Here is a 23,429-nt window from a genome sequence, read left to right as displayed (position 1 = left end):
AAGATTTTCCGCTGTTTCTTTTGCCATAAAAACCGATATGTATCCGGTTTGCACCTGGTGTTTCATTCAATGACATCGCTAAAGACCTCCTAGAATCTGAAATCGCGCTGTCCTTCCTCAATTTCTTTCAGATGACGTTTCGCAATTTCTCTTGTTTTTTCATTTGGTACTTTCTCTATCTCCTTAGCAATCAACGCTTCTCCGATTTTTCTGGTATCTTCAGAAGCATAATCAATCAAATATTCCTTCAATGTCATCAGTGCATTCGGATGACAGCAGTTTAAAATCTGCTGGTTCTTGCACAGACTCATGAAACGGTCTCCCGTTCTTCCCTCTCGATAGCATGCGGTACAGAAGCTTGGGATATAACCCATATCCATCAGCCAGTGTACTACCTCATCCAGAGTTCTGGTATCGCTGACATCAAACTGCTCGGAACGCTCGTCTTCCGGCTCCGGATGATCATAGCCACCTACGGAAGTCTTGGAGCCACCACTAATCTGGGATACACCAAGGCGGATAACTTTTTCACGTACCGCCTGGCTCTCTCTGGTAGAAATAATCATTCCGGTATATGGAACTGCCACACGGATACATGCACAGATTTTTGCAAAAATATCATCACTGATGCCGTTGTCAAATACATCCGGATCAATGTCATCGGCACGTTTGATTCGTGGCACGCTGATGGTATGTGGTCCTACTCCATGCACTGCCTCCAAATGTTCTGCATGCATCAAAAGTCCTGCAAATTCATATTTGTAAAGTTCCAATCCAAAAAGTACACCTAAGCCAACATCATCGATGCCGCCTTCCATGGCACGGTCCATGGCTTCGGTATGATATGCATAATCATGCTTTGGTCCGGTTGGATGTAATTTTTCATAACTTTCTTTATGATAAGTTTCCTGAAAAAGAATGTAAGTTCCGATTCCGGCCTCTTTTAATTTCCGGTAATTTTCTACGGTTGTTGCAGCAATATTTACATTAACACGACGAATTGCACCGTTTTTGTGCTTAATGCTGTAAATGGTCTTAATACACTCTAAGATATATTCGATAGGGTTATTCACCGGGTCTTCGCCTGCTTCAATTGCCAGACGCTTGTGTCCCATATCCTGTAATGCTGTTACTTCCTGACGTACTTCATCCTGTGTCAGTTTCTTCCGGGCAATATGTTTATTTTTTCCATGGTACGGGCAATACACACATCCATTGATACAGTAATTGGACAGATATAATGGTGCAAACATTACAATACGATTTCCATAGAAATCTTTCTTAATCTGTTCTGCAAGGTCATATACTTCCTGGATTTTCTCTTCGTTCTCGCAGGCCAGCAATACTGATGCTTCTCTGTGAGTAAGCCCTTTCCGTAATTTTGCCTTTGCAATGATTTCGTCAATAAGGGCAAGATTGTCCTTATTTGCCTCAGCATATGCCAGAGTCTCTTCAATCTCTTCGTGGCAGATAAATTCTTCAGCCTTTAATGATTCTTTGTTATACATAATGTTTCCTTTCTTCCGGGTCAGAAGCTCTTTCCCGTTGGTTATTATATGGTGATTTAAGAAATACCTCTTGTATTTCCTTTATTTATATAAATGGCGAATCTCCTCTTGAGACCACCAGTTTATATCCAATGGATTCCATACGGTTGCCAAGACATCCACGGCATTCCGCTGCCTCTTCCCCGGTACAGATTTTATTATCGTAAAGGGCATACTTCTTCCGCACCTTTACCGGTGACAGATTTGGCATTACCACATTTCCTCCTGCTAAAATGCCAAGCTCCCTGCCCCTTGAATGGATAGTTCCCAATGCTGTAGTTGCCGGAAGCAATACCTTCGGCAGCATCAGGCGGATAATTGCCAGTAAAAACAGCGTCATCTCAAGACTTCCCGGCTCCATCTCTCCAAACGGCGTATCCTTTTGCGGAATAAACGGGCCGATTCCTACCATATGCGGATTGAATGTTTTCATAAAAGCAAGGTCTTCCACCAGATTATCTATGGTCTGATAAGGAGAACCTACCATAATGCCACACCCCACCTGATAGCCGATTTCCTTTAAGGTATACAGGCACTGCTTGCGGTTTTTAAGAGACATTTCTGCCGGATGGATCTTCCCATAATGGGCTTCATTCGCAGTCTCATGACGTAATAAATAGCGGTCTGCTCCTGCCGTGTAAAGTCTTTCATAGCTCTCCCGGCTCCGCTCTCCTAAGGACAGTGTAATGGCACAGTCCGGATAAGCAGCTTTTATCTTATGAAGTAAATCTTCCAGTAAATCATCTGTGTAGTAGCCGTCTTCGCCACCCTGCAGGACAAAGGTACGAAAACCTAATGCATAACCACTTTCACAGCAGGATAGGATTTCTTCTTCACTCAGGCGGTAACGTTCTGCATTCTGATTGCTTCTTCGGATGCCGCAATAGATGCAGTCATTCTTGCAGTAATTGGATATTTCAATCAGTCCTCTGGTATAGACTTCATTTCCAAATGTCTCTTTCTGTCTTTTTCTCGCCAGTTCAAAGCCGTACTCTGCAATTTCTTTATCGGTATGCAGTTCTAATAATTCTTTATATTCTGTCTCTGTAAGCTGAGTATCCTGATACAGCTTATTAAACAACTCTTTTCCTCTATTCTTCATGTCTGGTCACCACACTGGAATATGCTGTTTTTACACTGATTCCCGGTAATTTTCCGATCTTACCGGTCAGTGCACTGATGGTATCCTGCGGTGCATCGATTGCTATACTTACGATATTTATGCCTCTCTCCCGGTATGGAATTCCCATTCTTCCGATAATATAAGCTGCATATTCATGTAAAATTTCATTTAATGCTCCGACGGATTCGTCCTTTTCTATTACAATGCCAATTACAGCCACTCTGGTATCTGCTGCCATTTCTTCGTTCCTCTTGTTTTTCTAAATCAATAGAATTTCAACGCTTATTTTACGTTTTTAGTATAAGAGATTTATTTTGGGATTACAATTGTTAAGCCCTTGTTTTATGCGTATTTATTGTATTTTTTTACATACCAGGCCTGTTGCCGGCAGCTTTTTATGTATGACCATCTGCAATCTACAAGAAATACGCTTTGTGAGTTTTTTACTTTACAGGAAAGCAATTTTCTGTAAAGCAAAAAGGGATTCTGCTCCTTCCTTTCATCCGAAACAGAATCCCTTTTCTTTCACACTTTTTAATTTCCTTTACGTCCTTCTTTATAACCACTTCCAATATAATGCATATAATAGGATTTTAAATCATTTCCAAAGGCGTTTTGAAGATCGTTGTATCTATTCTTATATTTTTTCACATTAAAGGAGTCTTTTGCCTGTCTTCCTTCATTCATACCACACTCCACAAAATGTCTCAATGCGGCTGTATCATCACCATAAAACGCTGCCTTAAGGTCAGAATATTTGCTGATGTAATAATTGTAGTCATATACCAGACTGTAATCCACTCCATTGTATACGGTTACAGGATTCTTAAGCACGCCATTTCCTGTTGCTTTACGTCCTTCCCGATAGCCACTGCCAATATAATGCATATAATATGCTTTCAGATTTCTTCCAAATGCACTTCTTAAGTCTGCATAATTAGCACGGTAAGCTGCTACATTAAAGGATGCTTTTCCCTGACGCCCCTCATTCATACCACATTCCACAAAGTGACGTAAGGTTGCATTTTCATCACCATTAAATGCCGCTTTAATATCCGGATATTTGTTGATGTAGTAATTGTAGTCATATACCAGCTTGTAATCTACTCCATTGTATACGGTTGTCGGATTCTGCAGTTCTGTACTTCCGGTTGCTACTCGTCCCTCAGCATATCCATTGATGCGATAATGATCATAATATGCTTTCAGATTATTTCCAAATGCACTTCTTAAATCCGCATACCGGGCACGATAAGATGCAACATTGAAGTTTGCAATTGCCTGACGGCCTTCTGCCTCACCATTATTTACAAAATGTGCAAAAATTGCTTCTGTATTGCCGCCAAATGCTTTTGCTACATCAGGGTTATTCTTTATGTAATAATTTAAGTCAAAGACCCTTTCATAGCCTGCACCAAATACGGTAGTCGTTGCATATGCACACCGCATTTTATATCCGCCACCACTTACATATACATGGATATTATATACACCCACATTATTCTTATGATTTGCAATATTGGCATGCACGATAAAGGTATCTGCATCTACTCTGGATGCGTTATACCATACAATATCGCTCTGATCAGCCTTTGTCCAGACCGGAACACTAACAGAAGTCACATAACTTGGGACTCCATCCACAACAATATCAAAGGTTCCTGTTGCTGCATTCCTGCTCTGAACGATTACGTCAGAAGTCAGCACTGGTTCTGTGATAGCAAAGGACTTTGTCACGCTGCCCTTATAGTCTCCAATTCCTGTAATGGTTACATAAGCTGTTCCTACAGAATAATTGTCCCGATAAGAAAGCTTGTAGGCTACATTTTCTTTCAGCATTGTTGTCCCATCTTTGACAACAACCGGCGGAGTCAGTAGTCTTCCATTATAAGTCTGTGATGCAACTGCCAGAACCGTACAATTTTCAATGCTCTTTTCTTTAATTACAAAGGTAACAACTTTTTCTCCGGAGTATACACCAATACCGGAAATGATTACCCTGGCAGTTCCCACATTACTATTGTTACTGTATCTTACCGTATAATCAACATCTTCTGTTAATACCTTGCTTCCCATCTTAACGACCGGAACCGGCTTATAAGTCTGTCCGGTATACTGCTCTGAAGCAGGGATTCCGGTAACTGTTGCCTTGGATAAGCTGTTGCTGATTTTGAATTTCTTAACAATCGTTCCGGTATAATACTGGGTCAGCGGACGCACAGTAATGGATGCATCGCCTGCCAGCTCATTATTTGCATACGTTGTTTCATAATCTTCATTCAGCGTTAAGGTATTGCCACCACATGCCACATGGATAGACGGACATATCGGGCTTCCGGTATAAAGCTGTTCCGGAACACTGTCAATAATTGCATCCTCAAGGCTTGCCACAATATTGAAGTAAACGCGCTTGGTCTCATCATAGTTGCCAAGTCCTTTAATTACTACCCATGACTCTCCTGCCCTTAAGTTGTTACCATTGACAACCTGATAATCCTTCCCTTCTACCAAAAGCTTTCCGTTGTCATAAATCGTCAGTGCCGGGCGGATGTAATTGCCGGTATACTTCTGATCTGGGATTGCTTCTGCCACAGCATTTCCAATATCATGTTTGGTAATCTTATAGTATACCGTAATGCTATCTTTGTAGTTACCGCTTTCGGTTGCAGTTACCGTTGCACTTGCCGTTCCGATTGCAGTGTTGTTCTCATAAGTTACTTCATACTGGGAAGAATCAATGGTTAATCCGGTAGAAGTATCTTTTAAAGTAAGTACCGGTTTAATCTCGCTTCCGGTATAATCTACGTTATCGGTTCCGGTAATCTCAATATCTGCAGAAGTAAGTGACTTTCTTGCAATCTGATATGGATATACAGCTGTTCCTACATATCCGGTCTGGTCATTTTCCGTACCAACGATTCCAACATATACTGTTCCAGCATGAATCAGGTCAATGGCACTTGCTTCCGTCGTACAATCTTTATCAATATAGTATTTTACGATGTAATCTTCGTTTTCTGTCAGATAGCTTCCGGTCTTATTGAACTTCACCTGAATGTTCTTCGGCTTGGTATCAAGACCGTTATATACAGTATCGGAAATTCCGGTTACCGTTAAAGTATCATTGGAAAGTAAGGTACCGATGGTAAACTTCTCAATTCGTGTTCCACTGTAGTTACCCTGTCCGGTTACTTTAATCCATGCGGTTCCCACCTGACTGTTATTGGTAGAATATTCATAAGTAAAGTCTGTTCCATTTACCAGTGCTACAATTCCATTTTCCGAATTATCTTTCAGGCTGATATTCGGTGTATAAGTATTACCCTGAATATAAGGATAGTTCCGGTTTGCCGGGTCAAATCCTGTATCAGAAGCATCGGATAACGCCGCACTGATATTTTCAGAAGAAAGATCCCTTGCCAGAATAGAGAACGGAATTGTCTTGCTTCCGGTATAGTTGGTGGTATCCTTCGGAGTAATCTGAACAAACGGTCCGGAAGTTCCATTTGCATCTTTTACAGCTTCATTGTTAAAGTAAGCTGCCGTATAATCCACATTGCGAACCAGTGGTTCTGCACTGGTGGATGTCATGTAAACATTTAATTCCGGTTCATACTTGGTTTTTAACGGTACATACTGTGGATCTTCTATTTTAGAGTATACTAAATCCTCAACATTTTTCTTTAAAATGTTAAACTCTACCGTTGCAGTTCCAGTACAGCTTGCCACACCGTGGATTGCTGCATATGGTGCATTTGCCCCGCCGGCGTTCGCTGCATTGATATTATTGCGATACTCATCCACTACATAATCTGTGTCTAACGTAAGGGTCTGTTCTTTGTTATTTTCATCATTAAATGTTAATTTAATTTCAGGCTCCTGTGCCTCACCATTGTAGGTTACGTCATCAATTGTCTTGCTTACCGTAGACAAATCACGTTTTGTAATAGTAAAGGTCTTAGTCAGTGTTCCCTTATAATTGCCCTTACCGATTACGGTAATGGTCTCGGTTGCGCCTGCCGGTGCACTGGATGGATTATCTGCATCCGTCTGATAATACACACTATAGTTTGCCGGGTCAATTACTTCTGAACCGCCAATCTTCTTAATGACCAGAGAATCCGGCTTAATCAGCTTGCCGGTATAAACATAGCTGTCCGCAATTCCGGTAATCTCATAATCTTCCATATGAATGGAATCAATGGTAAATGCTTTCGCCTTGGTGGTTCCCATCAGTTTACCGTTTGCTGTTGCCTGAATGACTACACATGGTCCGTTCTCGCCATTTGCTGCTGCAACTGCAGTATTCTTACGATAAGTTACCGTATAATCTTTTCCTTCTTCCAAGGTATCAAAGGTAGAACCGGTTAATGCATATTTCACAACCGGAACCGGTCTGATTTCCTGTCCGGTATAGGAGAATACATCTCCACCTAAGTCAATACTTAAATCATCACTGCCCAGGTCGTATTTAATCGCAAACTTCGCCGATTTCTCACCACTGAAATAAGTTCCGGTTCCCTCAATAGTTACGGTCGGGTCAGTCAGTGAAACAGATTTACCATTTACAATGCTCTTAATGTTGTAGTCTGTTCCAAGTGCCAAAGTCTTGCCATCACATACTACAGTCATATTTTCAATTGGCTGTGTGGTTGTATTGTATTCGCTTCCGGTATATTTCTGTGCCGGAATCGTAATCTCAGCATCTTCAATTTTACCGGTAATAGCGAAATTCGCAACATAGCTTCCTACCCAGTGATTCTTCTCAATTCCGGTAATGAGTACACTGGCCTGCCCTGGAACAGTATTATTTCTATAAGACACGCTGTAATGTGTTCCCTCTATCAGACGTTCCTGGGTATCGCTGCCTTTTACATACACGGTAACGGTAGGTTTCATTCCGCCGGATGCTGCCTGTGCCTTATCATACTCAATGGTATCATAGCTTAACTTCACTTCAATCTGGTCAGCAGAATTATTCATATCTCCATCATAGTAGAAGTAACTATTCTTGGTTCCCTTAAAGTTACCGGTTCCTTCAATGGTAATATCCTGCTGTCCAACTTTAAATTTATCTACCTGGGTCGGAGTATAAGTATAATCTACGCCAGGCTGCAGAGTATATGAATATTCTCCAATTCCGGACTCATTCGGAAAACTCTGTGTTACTGTGAAATCCGGAATACTCTTTTTAAAAATGTAACTCATTCCCTGTAAAGATACGCCTACACCATCAATACTCTTCCGCTGAATAATAAACTGGTTCGAACCTGCAATCTTATCTGCAGTATAATTTGCGCTTTCCAATACACCACAGTAGTTTCCAATACCCTGGATTCTTACATAAGTCGTGCCGGCATTGGTTTTTTCTGCGGCTGTTGCTACATTCTGATAATCCTCATCCGAATATACTTCAAACTGATAATCTTTATTTGCAGATAATAATTTGGAAGAATCCCCATAGCTTACCTTCACAGAAGGAGTCAGCACCTTGTTTGCATAAACCGGGCTGGTAATGTCTACACGCAGCTTGCTTAATTCGTTGATATCCTTCTGATTAATGGTATAGCTTACGGTTGTTGTTCCTGTGTAGTTGCTGTTTTCTGCCGCTTTTAAGGTCAGAGCTGCAATTCCCGCATTAATTGCATTTTCACTGCTTTCAATACTGTATTCCTTATCGGTCAGAATATAGCCGTTGGTGGTAGGATACTGTAATACAACACCATCTCCGTCTGCGGTAGTAGAAATTACAACCTTCTGCTCAATTCCATTATATGTATAAGTTCCATTTACTCTTGCATTCAGTTCAGATATATCTTTCTTTGCAATGACTGCATATCCGGAAATATCTCCATAATACTGACCCTTGCCGGATACTGCGAAGTAAATCGTTCCCGCATTGATAAATGCCTCATTTGTCTCAGAGCTTACAACATTCTTATGTGCTGCATCACTATAGAAGGAAATGCTATAGGACGACGGATCCGGAATTGCATCCATCATTTTTGCCTCAATTGCCTGAATCATTTCATCCTTATGGGAATTGCGGTTATAGGTTCCACCGGAAATATTAAATGCCGGCACAACGGTCGCGATATTTGCTCCAATAAAGAATGTGGTTGTTGCGGTTCCGGTATAATTCTTACCGTCTACCGCTTTGATTCTGACATATACTTTTCCGGAATTCTTATGTTCTGAAACCTGTTTACATAATTCATCGTCATAATATCCTTCAACTTCATAATCCACGCCTGCAACCAGTACACGGTTTCCATCAGATACACTGATACCCGGCTCCACTGCTTCTCCAGTATAACCGCAGTTGCTTGCAGTTACGGTCAGCGTGCTCATGTTCTTTGGCGTGATCTTATAAGAAGTACGGATACTTCCGCCTAAATTAGCATAAGTTCCAAGACCGCTGATTAATACATAATAAGTACCTGCGTCCACCGGCTCTGCAATGACCTTCTTGTATGCAGAATCCGTAAAATAAGTAACCTTAAAGTCTTCGCCCTGTACCAGGCCTTTGGCACCGTTATTATCAGTAATACGGATTGCCGGTACCTGCATGCTGCCATTGTATTCAAAGGTAACCTGTGTCGGATCATAGTTTTCAGAACCTGCAACGATATTACACTCGCATTCATTTAATTTTCTTGGCACAATACTGAAGGTTCCACGGTTCACGCCACCTTCTGCCAGTACATAATCTCCAGTCAGTCTGATATATGCCTTTGCATTATTGGTTCCAATTTCGATATTATCTTCACAGGAAACCACTTCTACATACTGGCTGTCCAATGTGACATTTTTACTACCTTCGGTATAATAAACGGTAATATTTGCAGGATCCGGCACAACAGCACTACCGGTATAAGTCTGGTCTGTAATTACAATATCTGTCGGGCTGATGTTCTTTGGCTTAATCATATAAGTATATACTCTTTCGCCTCCGGCATAGTTACTGCCATCCAGACCGGTTATCTTAAGATAATAGGTTGCTGCATGAATCAGTTCCTGTATGCCCGTAGTGCCTTCCTTATCGTCTGCCGGTTCAGTACATTCCGGATCACGATAAACAGCATAGTCAAAATCCGTTCCTTTTTTCAAAGCATTCCCCTCATCATCGGTTGCTGTCAGGGATAATACCTTGCTCTTACCATCAAAAAAGCTGGAATAACTGGTATCTTTATTAATGACACCTGCTTCTGTTCCGTTGATTGCCAGCTTAAAGGTACATTTATCTAAAGATTTTGCAACAATATCAAAATAAATCGGCTCTGCCTTGGTTCCAAGGTCTCCTTCGTAGTAATCCAGTCCGGTTACCTTCACATAATATTTTCCAATAGAGGTCGGTTCAGATACAGTCTTGGTATACTCCGCATCTTTATAATAAGTAATCTTATATCTGGAATCACTGATAACATCACCGGATGTATTGGAGACGGTAATGTTTGGCACATTTTTCTTGCCATTGTATTCCAGTTCATTTTTATCTAATACTGCTTTACCAAGCTTGTCATAGATCTCAAAGTTGATAAATGCGTTTCCGGTTAAATTTCCGGTTCCGGTAATAATCAGGTTATTGGTTCCGGTCTGTCCTGCAGTAGTTTCATTTCGGTATGCCACGTTGTAGTTGCCGGCAGGAATCTCAACGCCATTCAACTTCACTACTACCTCATTGGTCATATCCGGTTTACTATTCTTTACATAATAATATTTATCACTCTTTAAGGAAACACTGATGCCTGCTGCACTTAAATCTGCCTTGCCAATCAGGAAATTAAAGGTCTTGCTGCCCCGGTACAGAGAAGAAGAATTCGCTGTTACTGTCATCTTCGCTGTTCCGGCATTGGTATTGTCTGCCCAGCTTGTGGTATAGTCAGATGCCTGGATTCCTGCGGAATTCTGACTGTCTACCAGTGTAAATTCCGGTCTCTGTGCAGTTCCGGTATAAGTAGAATCGCTCAGTCCATTGGAAACAGTTACAGAATCCGCTCCAATATTATAGTAAATATTGTAACGGTTCTCTGCAATTGTTCCGGAAAATGTATAGTTACTGCTGCTCTTTAATACAATTTTAAAGGAATGTGTTCCTACTGTGGTATTGCTTCCGGATGTATATTCTACGTTATAATCATCTGCTGAAAGGTTTACCATGGTAGAAGTACCGCTTATGATACCATACACCCCTGTAATTGTCGGTAATACATCACTTCCTGTATAATATACATATCCGTCTTCACCGGTTCCTTCCACCCCTTTATAATTAACACCGATATAGCTTAACTTCTGCTGTGCAATCGTAAAGCTCTTGGTGGTCTGCCATCTGTGGCTGTCTCCGATACCAACGATATCAATATATGCTGTTCCTGCGCTGGTATTATTACGGTAATAAACGGAGTAATCCTCTTTTTCTTTCAAAGTTTCTCCATCAATCTGGACCGTAACTGCCGGCTTAACCTCCTGTCCGGTATAAGTATAGGTATCATTTCCGGTTGCAGTTGCACCATTTGCATCCGCTCCTAATGTAATGCTCCCATTGCTCGGAAATGCATCCGCCGCCTCTGCCGGTATTGCCGGAAGAACGCCTGCAATCATACAAACACTTAAAACTAATACCAGTATTCTTTTTCCAACATCCTTGTACTTACGCATAGAACCTCTCCTTGTTGCTTGTTGTTTCCTCATCTTTTTATCTTTACTATATTCCTTTTGCTTTTCAGATTCAAGAGTAACCCTTTTTTCTAAAAAAGCGCAGGAAAAGACACTTCTAAACCTTTTATCGACCGGAAGTTACTTTTTCTTTATATTTTCCAGCGGATTTTTTCATTTTTTAGAAAACCTTTTTCAGAAAATTAACACTTGACATTTTATACTACCACTGTTACCATTACAAACTGAAAACAAAGCATCACTTTGCTAGGGGCGCCTTTGGCTGAGAAACGCATCTGCGTTGACCCTTATTACTTGAACCGGATAATACCGGCGTAAGGAAGCACATAGTTCAACCTCCTGGCAGAGTATCATCTTTAAGGAGGATTTTTTATGTCATTTTTTGCAACATACGACGGCTCTTCTTACCAGCTTACCACCGCTGGTTTTACAGCCCTCGTTATCATCATGATTGCCATTCTTCTGATTGGCTGTGCTATCTTCGGTGGAAAGAAGAAATTCAGTGCAAAGCAGCTTGCATTTTCGGCTATGGCAATTGCCCTTGCCATGGTAACTTCCATGATTAAACTTTTCGATATGCCAATGGGTGGTTCCGTTACTTTACTGAGCATGTTATTCATCGTTCTGATTGGTTACTGGTACGGTCTGGGTGCCGGCTTAACCGCAGCTTTTGCTTACGGAATTCTGCAGTTAGTCGTTGACCCTTACATCATCAGTGTTCCACAGATGTTAGTGGACTACCTCTTCGCCTTTGGTGCATTAGGCCTTTCCGGACTTTTCAGCAAATCCAAACATGGACTTATCAAAGGTTATATCGCTGGTGTATTAGGTCGATACTTCTTCGCATTCCTTTCCGGCTGGATTTTCTTCGGCATGTATGCTCCGGAAGAATTCCCGAATGCAGTGGTATACTCCCTTGCTTACAACGGTGCATACCTTGGTGCAGAAGCACTTATTACATTAATCATTATCTGTCTGCCACCAGTCCAGAAGGCATTGAATTCTGTTAAGGATATGGCAAATTCATAATTTAAGTTCTAAAATCTACAGAAAGAGCGTCTCTTCTAAATCAGAAGGGACGCTCCTTTTTTCTATCAACTACATCTGAATCCATCCGAAAGCATTTGCTATGGAACTGATTAAAATAATCGCTGCAAAGATCGGACAGAGGTATTTTATCATCACTGTAAATATCTTTTTCCTGCGGAACGGGCTGCCGCCCCGGGTTACTTCTTCTTCAATCCGCTGCACTCCCATCACTCTTGATACCAGAAGGCAGGTTGCAATAGCCGCAATCGGCATCATCACGGAGTTCGTCAGGAAATCAAAGAAATCAAGAATCTGCATTCCGATAATTTTTACATTCGCCAATGGTCCATATCCCAGTGTAGAAAGACTTCCCAAAAGAAGCATTACAATACCGACAATTACCGTTGCTTTCCGTCTTTCCCAGCCCAGTTCATCTTCGAAAGTCGATACTGCACTTTCCGTTAATGCAATAGAACTTGTGATTGCTGCAAACAGCACCAGTACAAAAAATAAAATTCCGACTCCGGTTCCAAGTCCCATGCTGTCAAATACTTTTGGAATCGTAATAAACATCAATGATGGACCCGCCTGCAGGGTTTCCGGATTTCCACCGGAAAATGCAAAGACTGCCGGAATAATCATCAGCCCTGCCATCATGGCAATCGCTGTGTCGAAGATTTCCACATTCTTCGTGGACTCTTCAATAGAAACTTCCTTCTTCATATAAGAACCAAAAGTAATGAGAATTCCCATGGCAATGGACAGGGAATAAAACATCTGTCCCATGGCTGTTACTACCGTCATCCAGGAAAAATTTTCAAAATTCGGAATCAGAAAATATTTAACTCCTTTTAATGCTCCCGGTCTGCTTACGGAATAAACCGTTATTAATATAGAAAGAACAACCAGCACCGGCATCATAAATCTGGATACCCGCTCAATACCATTCCGGACTCCGGCAAAGATAATCCCCAGCGTAAATACTGCAAAAAAAGCAAAGCAGATTTCTGTGGAAAGCCCGCTGGAAATGAAATCGGAAAAATATCCATCCGATGCAAGCTTACTGCCATTTCCCCTGATATATTCCACCAGATATTTCATTACCCAGCCGCCAATTACAGAATAATATGGCACGATTAAAACCGGAATAATCGCATTTATCCAGCCACCGAAAGAGAGCCATCGGGATTTTCCAAAGGTATGATATGCTCCCACCGGGCTCTTCTTCGTCATTCTTCCGATAGAAGTCTCCGCCATAATCATCGTATATCCAAAAGTCAGTGCAAGTATAATATAAATCAGCAGAAAGATTCCTCCTCCATACTTTGCTGCAAGATATGGGAATCTCCATATGTTTCCCAGTCCCACAGAAGCGCCTGCTGCTGATAATACAAACCCTATCTTCCCCGAAAATGTACTTCTTTTCTCATTCTGTGTCTTCATTTTGTTTTTCTTCTCCTAAACTCATAATTTCCATAACGCAAAGTTATAAAAATCATAACACAGTCTCATAGTTCCTGCAATATTCTTTCTTTTCCGCAATACATTCACTTATTTTCTCTTCTTTTTCACAGCGTATTCCCTTATATTCTCTTAGTTTTCTCACAATTTGCAACCAATTCACAAATTTTTCACAAATTTATTAGCACTCACCTCTTGACAATGCTAATAATTGGTGTTATAACGTAGTCAGAACAAAGGAGAGGAACAAAAAGAGGTTCCTAAAACATCCCGGTTCCAAAGAAACAAGGTAAACAAGCATAGATAGATTTATTAAAAAAAGGAGAGATGACTTATGTTGATGCCTAGTATTTTTGGAGAGAATTTATTTGATGACTTCTTTGAGGATTTTCCATGGATGGACGATAACATGGATATGAAAAAGACTGAGAAAAAACTTTACGGTCGTAGAGCCGCACGTCTGATGAAGACAGATATAAAGGAGCAGGACAATGGTTACGAACTGGTCATTGATTTACCTGGATTTAAGAAAGACGAAGTAAGTGCTTCCTTAGAAAATGGTTACCTGACCATCAGTGCCGCCAAAGGCTTGGATGAGGAAGATAAAGATAAGAAATCCGGCAAGTACATCCGTAAGGAACGTTATTCCGGAGCCTGCAGTCGAAGCTTTTATGTTGGCGATGCCGTTACCGAAGAAGATATCAAGGGTGAATTTAAACACGGTATCTTAAAACTCTTCGTTCCGAAGAAAGAAGCTAAACCTGCTGTGGAAGACCACAAGTACATCGCCATTGAAGGATAACAGAACTTTATATAGTATCTGATTCAGATTAAGAAAGGAAGCATGTTATCATGTCAGACAAAAATCCAAAACATCCATTAAAAAAGAAGAAAGTAAAAGCTAAAATTAATGTAGCCGACCATGAGGCTGTTGAGGAAGCCAGAGAAGCTCACAGAAACAAGAAACATTATTACTAATTACAATAGACTATTTTAGGAGGAATGACTTATGTTAGTACCAAGTATTTTTTCAAACAACTTTGTAGATGATATATTCGATGATGTATTTCCATTCGGAGCTTACAATGTTCCTGCAGCAGACAACCGTGTTGCCATGAACACTGACGTTAAGGAATTTGACGACAGATATGAACTGGAATTTGAACTTCCAGGCTTTAAGAAAGAAGATATCCAGGCTGAGCTGAAAGACGGATACCTCATCGTCAATGCCAAACACCAGGACAACAAGGACGAAAAAGGCAAAGATGGAAAATATATCCGTAAAGAACGTTACTATGGCTCTTACCAGCGTAGTTTCTATGTCGGAAATGGCGTTACTCAGGATGACATCAAAGGCGGTTTTGAAAATGGTATCCTGACTCTGACCGTTCCGAAGAAAGAAGCAAAACCTGCTGTGGAAGAAAAGAAATATATTTCCATTGAGGGATAATACCAGGATAATTAAAAGGAAAAAGGGGCGGTGTGAGTATTCACACCGCCTCTCCTTTTTATGTGAGAAACACGCTTTGCGTGTTTCTCGTAGTTTAGCTGACATTACTTTATCGTCGATGCCCGCTGTCTGATATTCTTATTAAAATTAATCACATTGTGATTATATTCTTCATCCATCAACTCGGAATGAATCATAAAATCTGCAGTTGCCTTATTATTCGCAATCGGGATGTCATATACCTGTGCAATACGAAGCAGTGCTTTTACATCCGGGTCATGAGGTGCTGCAGTAAGCGGATCTGAAAAGAAAATCACGAAATCTACTTTTCCCTCTACTATCTTAGCACCAATCTGCTGGTCTCCGCCCAGCGGACCGCTGTTATAGCCCTTTACCGGCAGTCCCGTCTGGTCTGTAATCATTTTTGCCGTTGTTCCAGTTCCACAAAGGAAATGCTTCTTTAAAGTTTCTGCATTGTCTTTGCACCACTGGATCAGTTCTGCTTTCTTTCCATCATGGGCAATCAATGCAATATTTTTCTGTTTTCCGATTGTCAAAGTAAGAAAATCCGGTTCCATACTCATATTGTGTCTTCTCCTTTATTGTATTATTTTCCAACCTTTTCATTTATCAAGTGAAAATCAACTCCTGATAAACAATTGCAGCTCGCCAATCACGCTTATATGTTGACTTGCTTACGCTCATTATAACATGACAGGATGATTCCAGACAATATTTGGGTAGAAATCTTCATATAAAAACGAGCACACCTAACAGTGTACTCGTTTTTTTCGTCGATGCGACAGGATTTGAACCTGCGACCTCTGCGTCCCGAACGCAGCGCTCTACCAAGCTGAGCCACGCATCGTTATTCAGTTCTTTCACACGCTCAACTATATTAGCATATATCACATTTTTTGTCCAGTAATATTTTTATTTTCTTTTCTACTTAATCGTTTTATGTTGTACTTAAGTCAATCATAAGAACGGCTTTTTCAATGCCGAAGCAACTTTTTTTACCAGACCGGATGCACTCATTATTACCTATGGTTCTCTTTCTATTTTTAAAAGTAACCAGGTAAAGGCAGACTTTCTTTCCCATTATAAAGATATTCCATTTCTAATGTTAGAGGACACACCGGACGATCCGGACATTCCATATCTGATTGCTGGCAACTACTCAGAGCATGTCACCGAGCAGGTGGAATATATCCTAGACCACAACCCGGAATTAGAGGCAATTGCTTTTGCAAATAATAATATGGCAAAGGCAGGATACCGCGTCTGTGCTGCAAGAGACCTTTTGGTGGGATATGACATTGCCATTACCGGTTTTGACGACATTGACCACGCAAAAACCATGGAACCACCACTGACCAGTGTTTCCCACAGCAGCTTCCAGTTCAGCTACCAGGCATTACAGAATGCGCTTATGCTCTGTCAGGGAAAGAAGCCACAATCCTGCCGGATGTCAGCCATTTTTCACCAGAGAAGTTCCTGCGGTTGCCAGCTGCACACCGGCTTTACTACACTGCGTCATATCAGCATGGAGCAGCTGCGTAAATGCCTGCCAAAGGATGCCATTACTGCAAGACTGGGCGGTGACGAATTTGTTTCCTTTATTTTAACCGATATATTAAAGCATTCCGACGCAATACTCTACGAGGAAAAAGTCAAACGGCGTGCAAGCATCAAGAAGTAGTCTATGACTTAATCTCCAAATCAGCATATAAAATGCCGGATGGTAAATCCATCCGGCATTCTTAAACCTCTCTTTTATTCATCCATTCCCCATTTGTCTTTCATGTATTCTTTTCCAAATCCGGAACCGATATTTTCATTGATTCTCCGGCCAAAGCATGCATAAAATCCAATTATTGCGGCGAATATCAGAATTCCAATAAATATAACCATAGTAAGTCCCCCTTCCTATGTCTCTTTATCTTTTCCAAAGTATAGCACAAGTATGTAAAGATGTCACTTATCTTTTTAAGGAACGGTACTATTTATAGAAATATCTTTTGTTTTACAAAACAACCAAAAGCTTTCCCTCACAAGAAGAAAGAATTATCCTTTTTTCCTGCAGCTGCGGAACCTCCACTGATGTCAGTGTCACACTGCCGGTGCCGGTATTTAAAAATACCAGGACTTTGTCGTCCCCAAAGCTACGTAAAAATACATATACTCCCATCATATCATTGCAGTAAATTGTCCGGTAATTGCCCCTGCGTAATGCCACATGCTCTTTTCGGAGTGCAATCCAGCAGCTGAACTTCTCTGCCAGATTTCCCTGTAATCTGTTGTTTTCTGCCTGCTGCTCCATTACTGCCTTCCAGTCCATGGCTGCCCGATACTCCAGTTCTTTCATTCCCTCGATATACACTTCATCCCCGTAGAATACCGATGGCACGCCCACTCCCATAAAGAGATAGAAAAATGCCAGCTCCATTCTCTTTCTATTTCCATTGCAATAGCTTAAAAATCTCGGAATATCATGGGAATCCAGAAAATTCATCTGTGCCAGGCTCACCTGCCATGGGTAGCGGTAAATCATCCTCTGCATCTGGGCATCAAATTCACTGACCGAAAGTTCTCCCTTTCCAAAAAAATCCCGGCACAGATAAGAAAAAGTATAATTCATCGTAGAATCAAACTGGTCTCCCTGAAGCCAGATGCCTGCTTCTTCCCAGATTTCACCTATTAGAAATATATCCTCTTTTACCGCTCTCACCGCATGACGGAAGACTCTCCAGAATTCATGATTGATTTCATTTGCCACATCCAAGCGCCAGCCGTCAATATCTGCTTCCCGAATCCAGTAAGTTCCAACATTGCAAAGGTACTCCACCACTTCAGGATTTCCGGTATTAAGCTTTGGCATTTCCTTTACATAGGCAAACGCCTCATAATTCGGCGGATCAGCGTACTGTATCGTTTCCGGCAGGTGATAAAACCAGTTATAATATCTTGATGCTTTTCCCTTCTGCCGCACATCCCGGAATGCAAAGAAATCTGCTCCACAATGATTAAATACACCATCTAAAATAACCCGGATTCCTCTCTTGTGGCACTGCTGCACCAGTTCTTTTAAATCCGCTTTATTTCCAAAACAGGGGTCGATTTCAAAATAGTCAATGGTATCATATTTATGATAAGACGCTGCTTCAAAAATCGGATTCAGATAAATGCAGTTAATTCCAAGCTTTTCGATATAGTCAAGGTTTTCACAAATTCCTTTCAGTGTACCACCCAGATGATTCTTGCAAATCCGGTCCGGTAAAATTTTTCCATTGCTGTCGCTTTTTTCATCCGGCAAAAGCATATGCCTTGTCGCTTTTTCCGTCAGTTCCCGTCTGTCATTTGCAAAACTGTCCGGGAAAATATGATACATAACAATGTCTTCTGCCCACTCCGGGATATCTAAAATATCCTCTCTTCTAATATATGGAAACTGGAAATATTCTGCCCTGCCACAGGACAGTTTCTCTGCAAATCCTCTTCCATAATAATAAAGGCTTTCTGTATCGTCCTCTAACCGGAAATAATAGCATACCCTGGTATACGGAGACGTAATCTTAACTTCATAATAATCATAAAGCATATCGGATGCCACATGTTCCATTTCACTTTGTTTCACCGGAAGTGGCTCTTCCATTGCCACCCGGTCTCCCCAAAGCAGCACGCACCGTTTTAAATCGCCCTTTTTACAACGGATTCTTATTACCAGCCGGTCTTCTTTTTCTGCAAAAGCAAATTGTGACAGTGGAATATGCAAAATTGCTTCTTTTTCCATTTTATTTCTATCCTTTCACACCACCTGCAGTAAGACCGGATACCATATACTTTTGTATACAGAAGAAAATAATCAGCACCGGAACAGATACCAGGATAGCGGCTGCGGAGAACATTCCCCAGCTTCTGGTGTAATCGTTGGACTGTAACTGATATAATCCACCTGCCAGTGTATAACTGTTTTCATTCAGTAGAAATGTTGTGGAAAACAGATATTCATTCCATACAAAAATAAGTACCATCACGGAAGTTACAATGATTGCCGGACGAGCCAGCGGCATTACTACCTTCCACAGCAGCTGGAAATCCGATGCACCGTCAATTTTCGATGCTTCTTCGATTTCTATCGGAATGGTATCAAAATACCCCTTCATATTCCAGATAGAGAAAATGCACATGCTTCCCGCATAAATAATCACCAGTCCCAGTTTCGTATCCAGCATATTCATCTGTTTTAAAAGACGGAATAATGCAAACATGGACAAAATCTGCGGGAATGCATTTAAGAGAAGCAGTAATTTTAAAATGCCATTTCTTCCCTTAAAACGGTATCTTGAAAATGCATAAGATGACACCATGGCAAATCCGATGGCAATGACCATTGTAAAGAAGCTTAATACGGCAGAGTTATAAAACCACCGCAAAAACGGCTTCTGCGTCAGTATATTTTTATAATTATCCAGTGTAAATTCCTTTGGAAACAAAGATAATCCGGAGGACAATGCTCCACTTCCCCTTTCAAAGGAAAGATTCAACGCATATAAAATCGGTACCAGTGCCAGCAGACACAGTATAATATAAAAAATATGTAATCCGCTAAGCTGTAAAATCTGTTTTCTCTTTTTCTTAGTCATAATTTTCCTCCTTTACCCCTCGATTGGTAAACAGCGAAAATACCATGATGAGGAAAAAGATAATAATGGATACCGCTGAGGACAGCCCATAGTTATTTGAAACAAACGCATTCTGCTGTGCATAAGTAATTACGGTCTGTAAGGTTGCCCCTGAATATGCTCCCTTCTGCATCGTAAGAAGATATACGATATCAAACTGCTTAAATGTGGTAAATGTCGTCATAATAACCGCCGGTGCAATAATTCCTTTCATTGCCGGAACGGTAATATGGATGTTCTTTGACCAGAAACCTGCTCCATCCAGTTCTGCGCTTTCATAATAGCTGCGGTCAATGCTGGACAGTGCACCGTCTATCATCATAATCATAAACGGCAATGCCATCCACAGGTTTAAGGTCATGCAGGAGAGAAATGCCGGCACATTGGTGGAAAGGAAATTTACCTTTCCAAAGCCAAGTGCCACCAGAATCTTATTCAGAAGACCAAACTCTGTGTTATAAATGCCTACCCTCCACAAAAGAATGGACACATAAGCAGGCATTGCCCACGGGAACATCAAAAGAGTCTTGTATACACGTTTTCCCTTTAAATCTTCTCTTTGAAATCCCAATGCAATAAAATATGCCACAACTACCTGTATCACCATATTTAATGTGGTCCAAAGTAATGTTGTAAACAGTGCTCCAAGGAAACCGGAGTCTGCCTTTAATAATGCCCTGCTATAGTTGGATAGTCCGATAAATTTATAATTTGACCAGTGAAAAAGATTCATATTGGTCAGTGATATATAGCCCGTATAAATAATCGGGAATACAATAACCATTCCAATCAATATCAGTGCCGGCATACTGTAAAGCCATGGTGTTAATTTCCGTTTGTTCTTCATATACACACTTCTCTTCCTAATTTTCCTCTTTATTGCTTCTAAACAAACTCCTGCTTACTGCATATCTGCAATGGCATCCAATGCCTCCTGCTGATAAGTCTCTGCTGCAGTGTCAATATCTTCCCCTGATTTGTTGACTGCTGCCAAAAATTCTTCTGTCGGTCCCCACATAACGCTCATCTGTGGAATGTTTGGCATAGGCTGTGCAGTTTCTGCAGTTGCTTTCATTGCCATAATCATCTCATTTGCAGCAACATCTGCGTCATCATATGCTTTGCTGTTTGCCGGTGCACAGTTTGATTTATTCGCCAATGCAATACCTACTTCCGGGCTTGCAATTGTCTCTAATACTTTTGCAATTGCTTCTTTCTTATTTTCTGCTGCATATTTTAAGACACCAATGCTCTGTACACCTGAATATGGTGCCAGTCCGTTTCCATTCGGAAGTTTAAAATCCGCTAAGGATTTAATACCAAGGTCAATGCCCGCTGCCTTGATTCCGGATACCAGCCATGGTCCACCGATGATTGCTGCTGCCTGGCCTTCATTGAATAATGCAGTTACAGTGTTGTAATCTCCATCTGCCTCCAATGCTGCAAATTTCTGATTGTATGCGATAGCATCCTTGGTTTCCTGTGTATTTAATCCAGGATTTGCATCTTTATCAATAATATATCCACCAAAACCATTGATCACCGGTGCCACATTGTATGCGGTAGAATGCTGATTTACCAGCGCATAAGTTCCTGCATCCACATCGGTATGTGCTACCATATAATCATACAGTTCATCTGTTGTTTCCGGCACATCACCTTCCCATTTTGCCTTATTATACATAAAGAGCAATGTCTCATAATAAACCGGCATCAGGTACTGGGTATCCTTATAATTACCTGCTTCTACGGTCATCGGTAATAAATCCGCCATTACATCCTCACTGATAACATCCGTAATCGGAGCTAAAATTCCCATTTCTGCAAATGTTCCCAATGAATCATGTGCATAAAGATACATATCCGGTCCGTTGGATTCATCATTTCCATATAACTGAAGCTGGTCTGTCAGACCGCTCTTCTTTTCAAAGGTAACCTTGATATTATCCTCTGCCAGTTTCTCATTCGCACAATCCGCAATGGTCTGCATGATATTTTCATCCCCATCATGCCAGATTTTTACTTCTGTCATTTCATCCTCTGCATCATTTCCAAGTACTTCTGTAGTCTTTCCTTCGTCATTTCCTGCTTCTTTTCCACAACCGGATAATGTGCCGATTGTCATTGCGGTACAGAGCAACAGACTCAACACCCTTTTCTTCATAAAAATACCTCCGTTTTCCGGTTTCTTTAGGAAACCGTTTTCTTTATTCTTCTTTTTTCATGCAATTGGTTCCTCTTGCTAAGTCTATATTTATCACTTTTTTCCCTTGTTTACAATGTCTATTTGTCAAAAATGATTGACTTTGTTAGGAAACCGCTATACTATATTTGTAAATTTATACATTTTTTCAGGAGGTATTTTATGTCTGTTACCATCAATGATGTTGCCAATGAAGCCGGTGTTTCCAAATCCACTGTTTCTAAAGTTTTAAATCACTGGACCACCATATCCCCAGCCACTGTGGAAAAGGTTCATGCAGCAATTGAAAAGCTTCATTATACCCCTAACTCCCGGGCTGTAAGCTTTGCAAAAGGTGCTACTTCCAATATTGTCTATCTTACCAATCTGGAGAAAGATACTGCTTATCGGAATCCGCATATGTTTGACATTATGTGCGGCGTACACCATACCTTGTCCGAAAACAACTATTCCCTGATGCTTGTCAACACTTCTGAAGAACGCTATCCCGGAGAAAAAGTCAGCGAAGTTATCACAAGCGGTTCCTCCGATGGTCTTATCATCCACGGCTCTGCCATTAATAAAGAAATTGCAAATCTTATTCTGGATGCAGGCTTTCCACACATTATCATTGGGCATCCGAGTTTTGAAAGCCGCTTATGCTGGGTAGATACCAACCACGCCCTTGCCGGTGAATATGCTGCTGCCCACATGATAGCCTGTGGTTATACAGATGTCGCCTTTATCGGAGAGCGCAAAACCGATTATATTTCTGCCCAGCGTCAAAAAGGATTTATGGCAGGCATGTTAGACAGAGGCTTTCACATTCCGGCTGCCCGTATCGGAAATACCGATTCCAGCTGCCAGCACGCTTATTCTGTTACTTCTGATATGCTGACACAGCCTGTACCGCCTCGCGCTATTGTATGTGAAAATAACACCCTCGCATTAGGTGTCATCCAGGCAGTCAAAGACCGGCAGCTTTCCATCCCGGATGACATTGCCATACTTACCTTTGACGTCTACCCATATTCCAGCATCATCGACCCACAGCTTACCATTGTAGACATCAATGTCTATGATACCGGTGTGCAGGCAGGCTCCATGATGATCCGTAAGCTTCAGAACCCGGAACTTCTCATCCAAAGCTATACAACGCTTCCTGTTATCATCCAGGGAGAAAGCACCAGACCACTGCCATAAGGGGCTGTAAAAAAACTCCCCTAGAAAAAAATCGCCCAGACCGTGAGGTCTGAGCGTTTTTTTGGTATAATTA

At 41.2% G+C, this 23,429-nt stretch carries 17 protein-coding genes, 1 tRNA gene and 1 riboswitch; of the genes, 6 read left to right on the top strand and 12 right to left on the bottom strand.

Annotated elements, in window-relative coordinates; translation table 11 throughout:
• Nucleotides 1-89 precede the first annotated feature (89 nt).
• The 4 genes from hydG to OCV43_RS13310 all read right to left on the bottom strand — a co-directional run bounded on the left by hydG (nucleotide 90) and on the right by OCV43_RS13310 (nucleotide 11,328).
• Nucleotides 90-1,508 carry a [FeFe] hydrogenase H-cluster radical SAM maturase HydG gene (gene hydG, locus OCV43_RS13325; protein ID WP_262624329.1) on the bottom strand — a complete coding sequence of 473 codons (1,419 nt, stop codon included), beginning with the start codon at nucleotides 1,506-1,508 and terminating at the stop codon, nucleotides 90-92.
• Between the two features lie 85 nt (nucleotides 1,509-1,593).
• Nucleotides 1,594-2,649, bottom strand: coding sequence for a [FeFe] hydrogenase H-cluster radical SAM maturase HydE (gene hydE, locus OCV43_RS13320; RefSeq protein WP_262624328.1), 1,056 nt, complete (start codon nucleotides 2,647-2,649; stop codon nucleotides 1,594-1,596).
• Complete coding sequence (locus OCV43_RS13315; RefSeq protein ID WP_022242806.1) at nucleotides 2,639-2,908, bottom strand: TM1266 family iron-only hydrogenase system putative regulator; 270 nt, start codon at nucleotides 2,906-2,908, stop codon at nucleotides 2,639-2,641. The genes hydE and OCV43_RS13315 overlap by 11 nt, the downstream gene beginning before the upstream one ends.
• A gap of 296 nt (nucleotides 2,909-3,204) precedes the next feature.
• A complete protein-coding gene (locus OCV43_RS13310; protein ID WP_262624327.1) occupies nucleotides 3,205-11,328 on the bottom strand; it encodes a GBS Bsp-like repeat-containing protein in 8,124 nt (2,707 codons plus the stop codon).
• A 256-nt stretch (nucleotides 11,329-11,584) separates the two neighbouring features.
• A riboswitch (TPP riboswitch) is annotated at nucleotides 11,585-11,684 on the top strand.
• A 34-nt stretch (nucleotides 11,685-11,718) separates the two neighbouring features.
• Here OCV43_RS13310 and thiT point away from each other — a divergent pair.
• Entirely contained in the window at nucleotides 11,719-12,375 is a 657-nt protein-coding gene (thiT, locus tag OCV43_RS13305) for an energy-coupled thiamine transporter ThiT (RefSeq protein WP_262624326.1), read from the top strand.
• 69 nt (nucleotides 12,376-12,444) lie between these two features.
• Here the strand turns inward: thiT and OCV43_RS13300 are convergent, their stop codons facing one another.
• Nucleotides 12,445-13,818, bottom strand: coding sequence for a sodium-dependent transporter (locus tag OCV43_RS13300; RefSeq protein ID WP_262624325.1), 1,374 nt, complete (start codon nucleotides 13,816-13,818; stop codon nucleotides 12,445-12,447).
• A gap of 352 nt (nucleotides 13,819-14,170) precedes the next feature.
• Between OCV43_RS13300 and OCV43_RS13295 the strand changes: the two genes are divergently transcribed.
• Genes OCV43_RS13295 through OCV43_RS13285 form a run of 3 tightly spaced genes read left to right on the top strand, consistent with a single transcriptional unit; the run spans nucleotide 14,171 to nucleotide 15,286 of the window.
• Nucleotides 14,171-14,638: an Hsp20/alpha crystallin family protein gene (locus OCV43_RS13295; RefSeq protein WP_022242810.1), complete on the top strand. Its 468-nt coding sequence runs from the start codon at nucleotides 14,171-14,173 to the stop codon at nucleotides 14,636-14,638.
• A gap of 50 nt (nucleotides 14,639-14,688) precedes the next feature.
• Complete coding sequence (locus OCV43_RS13290) at nucleotides 14,689-14,814, top strand: hypothetical protein (RefSeq protein ID WP_255415056.1); 126 nt, start codon at nucleotides 14,689-14,691, stop codon at nucleotides 14,812-14,814.
• Between the two features lie 31 nt (nucleotides 14,815-14,845).
• Complete coding sequence (locus OCV43_RS13285; protein WP_262624324.1) at nucleotides 14,846-15,286, top strand: Hsp20/alpha crystallin family protein; 441 nt, start codon at nucleotides 14,846-14,848, stop codon at nucleotides 15,284-15,286.
• Between the two features lie 104 nt (nucleotides 15,287-15,390).
• Here OCV43_RS13285 and OCV43_RS13280 read toward each other — a convergent pair whose 3' ends face one another.
• Nucleotides 15,391-15,864 carry a methylglyoxal synthase gene (locus OCV43_RS13280; RefSeq protein ID WP_118639526.1) on the bottom strand — a complete coding sequence of 158 codons (474 nt, stop codon included), beginning with the start codon at nucleotides 15,862-15,864 and terminating at the stop codon, nucleotides 15,391-15,393.
• Nucleotides 15,865-16,080: 216 nt separating this feature from the next.
• Nucleotides 16,081-16,154 (bottom strand) — tRNA-Pro (locus OCV43_RS13275).
• 255 nt (nucleotides 16,155-16,409) lie between these two features.
• Here OCV43_RS13275 and OCV43_RS13270 point away from each other — a divergent pair.
• Nucleotides 16,410-16,988, top strand: coding sequence for a substrate-binding domain-containing protein (locus tag OCV43_RS13270; protein WP_262624323.1), 579 nt, complete (start codon nucleotides 16,410-16,412; stop codon nucleotides 16,986-16,988).
• Between the two features lie 74 nt (nucleotides 16,989-17,062).
• Here OCV43_RS13270 and OCV43_RS13265 read toward each other — a convergent pair whose 3' ends face one another.
• From OCV43_RS13265 to OCV43_RS13245, 5 genes are all read right to left on the bottom strand, one after another.
• The gene (locus tag OCV43_RS13265) at nucleotides 17,063-17,200 is read right to left on the bottom strand and encodes a hypothetical protein (protein WP_022242815.1); all 138 of its coding nucleotides are present in this window, start codon (nucleotides 17,198-17,200) and stop codon (nucleotides 17,063-17,065) included.
• A 112-nt stretch (nucleotides 17,201-17,312) separates the two neighbouring features.
• A complete protein-coding gene (locus tag OCV43_RS13260) occupies nucleotides 17,313-19,079 on the bottom strand; it encodes a glycoside hydrolase family 13 protein (RefSeq protein ID WP_262624322.1) in 1,767 nt (588 codons plus the stop codon).
• Nucleotides 19,080-19,086: 7 nt separating this feature from the next.
• Nucleotides 19,087-19,932, bottom strand: coding sequence for a sugar ABC transporter permease (locus OCV43_RS13255; RefSeq protein WP_022242817.1), 846 nt, complete (start codon nucleotides 19,930-19,932; stop codon nucleotides 19,087-19,089).
• On the bottom strand, nucleotides 19,925-20,818 hold the full coding sequence (locus OCV43_RS13250; RefSeq protein ID WP_262624321.1) for a carbohydrate ABC transporter permease: 894 nt from the start codon (nucleotides 20,816-20,818) through the stop codon (nucleotides 19,925-19,927). Before OCV43_RS13250 ends, OCV43_RS13255 begins: the two co-directional genes overlap by 8 nt.
• A 54-nt stretch (nucleotides 20,819-20,872) precedes the next feature.
• Nucleotides 20,873-22,135 carry an extracellular solute-binding protein gene (locus OCV43_RS13245; protein WP_227700845.1) on the bottom strand — a complete coding sequence of 421 codons (1,263 nt, stop codon included), beginning with the start codon at nucleotides 22,133-22,135 and terminating at the stop codon, nucleotides 20,873-20,875.
• A 201-nt stretch (nucleotides 22,136-22,336) separates the two neighbouring features.
• Between OCV43_RS13245 and OCV43_RS13240 the strand changes: the two genes are divergently transcribed.
• A complete protein-coding gene (locus tag OCV43_RS13240) occupies nucleotides 22,337-23,356 on the top strand; it encodes a LacI family DNA-binding transcriptional regulator (RefSeq protein ID WP_262624320.1) in 1,020 nt (339 codons plus the stop codon).
• The last annotated feature ends 73 nt before the right edge of the window (nucleotides 23,357-23,429 follow it).

Origin of the sequence: Roseburia amylophila (assembly GCF_025567465.1) — a bacterium.
Lineage (GTDB): Bacteria > Bacillota > Clostridia > Lachnospirales > Lachnospiraceae > Roseburia_C > Roseburia_C amylophila.
The sequence above is the reverse complement of the archived record's forward strand: the minus strand, read 5'-3'. Positions and strand labels throughout refer to the sequence as shown.

Bases quoted from the DNA above. Each gene is read 5' to 3' on its own strand.
- hydG (WP_262624329.1), bottom strand. From the start codon at position 1,508: ATGTATAACAAAGAATCATTAAAGGCTGAAGAATTTATCTGCCACGAA.
- hydE (WP_262624328.1), bottom strand. From the start codon at position 2,649: ATGAAGAATAGAGGAAAAGAGTTGTTTAATAAGCTGTATCAGGATACT.
- OCV43_RS13315 (WP_022242806.1), bottom strand. From the start codon at position 2,908: ATGGCAGCAGATACCAGAGTGGCTGTAATTGGCATTGTAATAGAAAAG.
- OCV43_RS13310 (WP_262624327.1), bottom strand. From the start codon at position 11,328: ATGCGTAAGTACAAGGATGTTGGAAAAAGAATACTGGTATTAGTTTTA.
- thiT (WP_262624326.1), top strand. From the start codon at position 11,719: ATGTCATTTTTTGCAACATACGACGGCTCTTCTTACCAGCTTACCACC.
- OCV43_RS13300 (WP_262624325.1), bottom strand. From the start codon at position 13,818: ATGAAGACACAGAATGAGAAAAGAAGTACATTTTCGGGGAAGATAGGG.
- OCV43_RS13295 (WP_022242810.1), top strand. From the start codon at position 14,171: ATGTTGATGCCTAGTATTTTTGGAGAGAATTTATTTGATGACTTCTTT.
- OCV43_RS13290 (WP_255415056.1), top strand. From the start codon at position 14,689: ATGTCAGACAAAAATCCAAAACATCCATTAAAAAAGAAGAAAGTAAAA.
- OCV43_RS13285 (WP_262624324.1), top strand. From the start codon at position 14,846: ATGTTAGTACCAAGTATTTTTTCAAACAACTTTGTAGATGATATATTC.
- OCV43_RS13280 (WP_118639526.1), bottom strand. From the start codon at position 15,864: ATGGAACCGGATTTTCTTACTTTGACAATCGGAAAACAGAAAAATATT.
- OCV43_RS13270 (WP_262624323.1), top strand. From the start codon at position 16,410: ATGTTAGAGGACACACCGGACGATCCGGACATTCCATATCTGATTGCT.
- OCV43_RS13265 (WP_022242815.1), bottom strand. From the start codon at position 17,200: ATGGTTATATTTATTGGAATTCTGATATTCGCCGCAATAATTGGATTT.
- OCV43_RS13260 (WP_262624322.1), bottom strand. From the start codon at position 19,079: ATGGAAAAAGAAGCAATTTTGCATATTCCACTGTCACAATTTGCTTTT.
- OCV43_RS13255 (WP_022242817.1), bottom strand. From the start codon at position 19,932: ATGACTAAGAAAAAGAGAAAACAGATTTTACAGCTTAGCGGATTACAT.
- OCV43_RS13250 (WP_262624321.1), bottom strand. From the start codon at position 20,818: ATGAAGAACAAACGGAAATTAACACCATGGCTTTACAGTATGCCGGCA.
- OCV43_RS13245 (WP_227700845.1), bottom strand. From the start codon at position 22,135: ATGAAGAAAAGGGTGTTGAGTCTGTTGCTCTGTACCGCAATGACAATC.
- OCV43_RS13240 (WP_262624320.1), top strand. From the start codon at position 22,337: ATGTCTGTTACCATCAATGATGTTGCCAATGAAGCCGGTGTTTCCAAA.